Origin of the sequence: Janthinobacterium sp. HH104 (genome assembly GCF_001758715.1) — a bacterium.
Lineage (GTDB): Bacteria > Pseudomonadota > Gammaproteobacteria > Burkholderiales > Burkholderiaceae_D > Janthinobacterium > Janthinobacterium aestuarii.
In genome coordinates, this window is the sequence record NZ_LRIB01000062.1 from 1 (window position 1) to 3516 (window position 3516).

Here is a 3516-nt window from a genome sequence, read left to right on the forward strand (position 1 = left end):
AGCTGCAGCCGGCCCAACGCCGCGCCATCAATCACAAGGTGGCCATCGACCTGCGTCGCGGCCAGGCGCAGCGCATCAAGGCGCAGCAGGGGCCGGATGGCGCGGCCTATCCGGCGCGTAAGCGGCGTAAGGAATTCAAGGGGAAGAAAGGGCGCATCAAGCGGCAGAAGGCCGCGATGTTTGCCAAGATTCGCACCGTAAAACATCTGAAAGTGAAGGCGACCGGCGACCAGATCGAGGTCGGCTTCTTTGGCTGGGTCGCGCGAGTCGCACACGTGCATCAGTTTGGCCGGCAAGACCGCTTGTCGAAAAAGGGCCCACTGTACAAGTACCCGGAGCGGCCGCTAATGGGGGTAAGCGAACCGGATCGGACGTTGATACGCGAATCGCTGCTGCGTCACATGGAAAAAAACTAAGATGCTTCAATGCAAACTTCAACTGACAATAGTTATCAAATGAGTTAGAGTGAAGAAACACTGACCTCATTTTTGCTGCAGAAATGCATAACTCGGCTGACCTAATTCTCAAACGCGACACACAAACTCAACTAATTAAATAAAATTTATTGCAAAAACAAATAAAATTCACCAATAAAAATAATTTAAAAATCATCCTCAATAAATTAAAAATGAAAATTGAATATTTAGTAATTATAGAATCAGACAGTACATTCTGCCGAGACAGAGCATCATTCAATAATTTTTTGCAATCAAATTCAGATATAAAAATACATAACAACACATTTAAATATAAGAATCTCGAAATAGGCTACGAGCTAAAATTGGGTCAACAAGAGGATGGAAGAAATAGATTTTTCAATATAAAACTTGAATGCAACAATGAAAAAAACATTGACGAATTCCATGATTTATTAAAATCCATCCGCTCCCTACTTCATCGAATATCAGACAAAAAACCTCAAGTATTATGGGATGATATTAGCTTCCATTATGCACAGAAAGCTTACCCCATGATACATCAAATTGAAAATTTGATGCGGAAACTCATAACAAAATTCATGCTAACCAATGTCGGATTAGGGTGGACTAAAGACACAATCCCTGAAGATTTAAGAAGAAGCAATAAGTCAGAAGGAATCGAAAACAACAATAACTATCTTTATGAGACAGACTTCAAAGATCTTTCAACATTTTTATTTGACGAATATCGAACGATTGACATTAAGTCATTGAATGAGAAAATTCGCTCTGCTGATAGTGAGAAAATGCTTGCTTCCGAACTCAGAAATTTTTTACCCAAATCTAACTGGGAGCGATATTTCAGAGAGTACGTAAATTGCGAAGGAAATTATTTGCAAACTCGTTGGGAAAAGCTTTACAAATACCGCTGTAAAATTGCTCACAACAACTCTTTCACCAGAGAAGATTTCAAACAAACAACCATATTGATTGATGAAATTAGCCCGAAAATTACTGATGCAATTTCCAACTTGGATAAAGTTGAAGTACCCGAAGCAGATCGAGATGAATTGGCGGAGATTGCCGCAATAAGAACAAGTGCATTGTATGGGGATTACATTCAACGATGGAAAGAGGTAGAGAAGAATATTTTTGAACTTTACAAATCAGCGAATCCTGAAATTGATGAAGAAACTATCAGAAAAAGACGATATCAGCCACTAATCTTACTACGTGAACTTTTGGAGCATGGTTATATCGGAAAACGAACACACAAAGAAATTTGTGAGGCAAGTCAAGTGAGGAATATCATCGTTCACGAACCCGGACATCATTTCTCAGCCGAAGAAATGAGCCAGCGCGTAGTAAGGTTAGGTGAAATTACTGACCAGCTGTCCAATTCACATATCGAAGTGCTGCTAGGTTCCAATAAGGGAAACGATGCGCCAGAAACTGTACATCAGGCCCAGCTCGATGGGGTGTAGGCATTAAACAGAATATCAACCCGCCCCCGCGTGCATCCGCACGCGGACTTCGGCAACATGCATTGCATGAACGCCGACCTGTCCGACATCCTCCGCTTGCTGCAAAACCTGATCCGCCTGGGCACCATCGCCGAGGTCAAAGGGGCAAAGGCGCGCGTGCGGCTGGGGCCGACACTCACCACCGAATGGCTGAAATGGGCCACGCCGCGCGCCGGCAGCACGCGCACTTGGTCGGCGCCGACTGTCGGCGAACAAGTGATCGTCTTTTCCCCTGGCGGCGACCTGACGCGCGGCATCATCGTGCCGGCGCTGTACTCGCAGGCATTTGACGCACCCGAGTCCAGCGACAGCATCCACACCACGCACTACCCCGACGGCGCCGTGGTGCAGTACGACCATGCGGCCCACGCCCTGACGGCCCTACTGCCCGGCGGCACCGCCACCATCACCGCCGACAAGGTCACGTCGAACGCGCCCAGCACCATTTGCACGGGCGACCTGACCGTCATGAAAAACCTGATCGTCAAGCAATCGACCACCGTGGAAGGCGCCACCACTTTAAATGGCGGCGTGAACGCCAAGGCCGGCGCCGCTGGCGGCGTGGCCATGGCCGTGCACGGGACGATCAAGGCCAGCGAGGACGTGCTGGCCGGCGCCATCAGCCTGGCCAAGCACGCGCACGGCGGCGTCAAGGCCGGCGGCGACCAGTCGAGCGGGCCGCAATCATGATGGGCATGCACGCCGCCACCGGGCGCAGCCTGACGGGCCTGGGCCACATGCGCCAGTCCGTGACCGACATTCTCACGACGCCCATCGGCTCGCGCATCCGGCGCCGCCGCTATGGCTCCGAAGTGCCCGAACTGATCGACCAACCCCTGAACAGCGCCACGCAGTTGCGCATCTACGCCGCCACCGCCTTTGCCCTGCGCCGCTGGGAGCCGCGTTTGCAGCTGGCCAGCGTGCAGCTCACGCGCGACACGGACGGCGCCATCGCCCTGCTGCTGGACGGCACGGCGAATGGCCAAGGCATCACCCTGTCCGTGCCCGTCAAGCAAGGCGGCGTCGTATGAGCACGCCTATCGACCTGACCCAATTGCCGGCGCCCAGCGTGGTCGAGGTGCTGGACTTCGAAGCCATCCTCGCCACACGCAAAGCCCATCTGGTCAGCCTGCTGCCGGAAGCCGAACGCGCGGCCGTCACGGCCCTGCTCGAGCTGGAATCGGAGCCAGCCACCAAGCTGCTGGAAGAGAACAGCTATCAGGAAACCATCCTGCGCAACCGCGTCAACGAGGCGGGCAAGGCCGTCATGCTGGCGTTTGCGTTAGACGGCGACCTGGACCAGCTGGGCGCCAACGTCAACGTGGCGCGTCTGACCATCACGCCGGCCAATCCCAACGCCCTGCCGCCCGTGCTTGCGGTCATGGAAGACAACGATGCCTACCGACTGCGCATCCAGGAAGCGCCGGACGGCCTGTCCGTGGCCGGCCCGAAAGCGTCGTATGAATTCCATGCCCGCAGCAGCGACGGCCGCGTCAAGGACGCGAGCGCCACCAGCCCCGCGCCGGCCAGCGTCACCGTCACCGTGCTGGCCAACAACGACACAGGCATCGCCG

General features: G+C 53.1%; 5 protein-coding genes. All 5 read left to right on the forward strand.

All coding sequences use genetic code 11. The features are described from left to right. Nucleotides 1-416, forward strand: a 416-nt coding sequence (locus tag JAB6_RS27780) for a phage virion morphogenesis protein (protein ID WP_070306059.1), incomplete at its 5' end; no start/stop codon positions are given. A 149-nt stretch (nucleotides 417-565) separates the two neighbouring features. Further along, nucleotides 566-1903 (forward strand): HEPN domain-containing protein, encoded by a 1338-nt coding sequence (locus JAB6_RS29190; protein ID WP_139143536.1) that lies wholly within the window; start codon nucleotides 566-568, stop codon nucleotides 1901-1903. A gap of 66 nt (nucleotides 1904-1969) precedes the next feature. Beyond that, nucleotides 1970-2632 (forward strand): phage baseplate assembly protein V, encoded by a 663-nt coding sequence (locus JAB6_RS27785; RefSeq protein ID WP_070306063.1) that lies wholly within the window; start codon nucleotides 1970-1972, stop codon nucleotides 2630-2632. Continuing rightward, on the forward strand, nucleotides 2629-2973 hold the full coding sequence (locus tag JAB6_RS27790; RefSeq protein ID WP_070306061.1) for a GPW/gp25 family protein: 345 nt from the start codon (nucleotides 2629-2631) through the stop codon (nucleotides 2971-2973). Before JAB6_RS27785 ends, JAB6_RS27790 begins: the two co-directional genes overlap by 4 nt. Beyond that, a partial coding sequence (locus tag JAB6_RS27795; protein ID WP_175444630.1) for a baseplate J/gp47 family protein occupies nucleotides 2970-3516 on the forward strand: 547 nt, incomplete at its 3' end. The genes JAB6_RS27790 and JAB6_RS27795, both read left to right, overlap by 4 nt.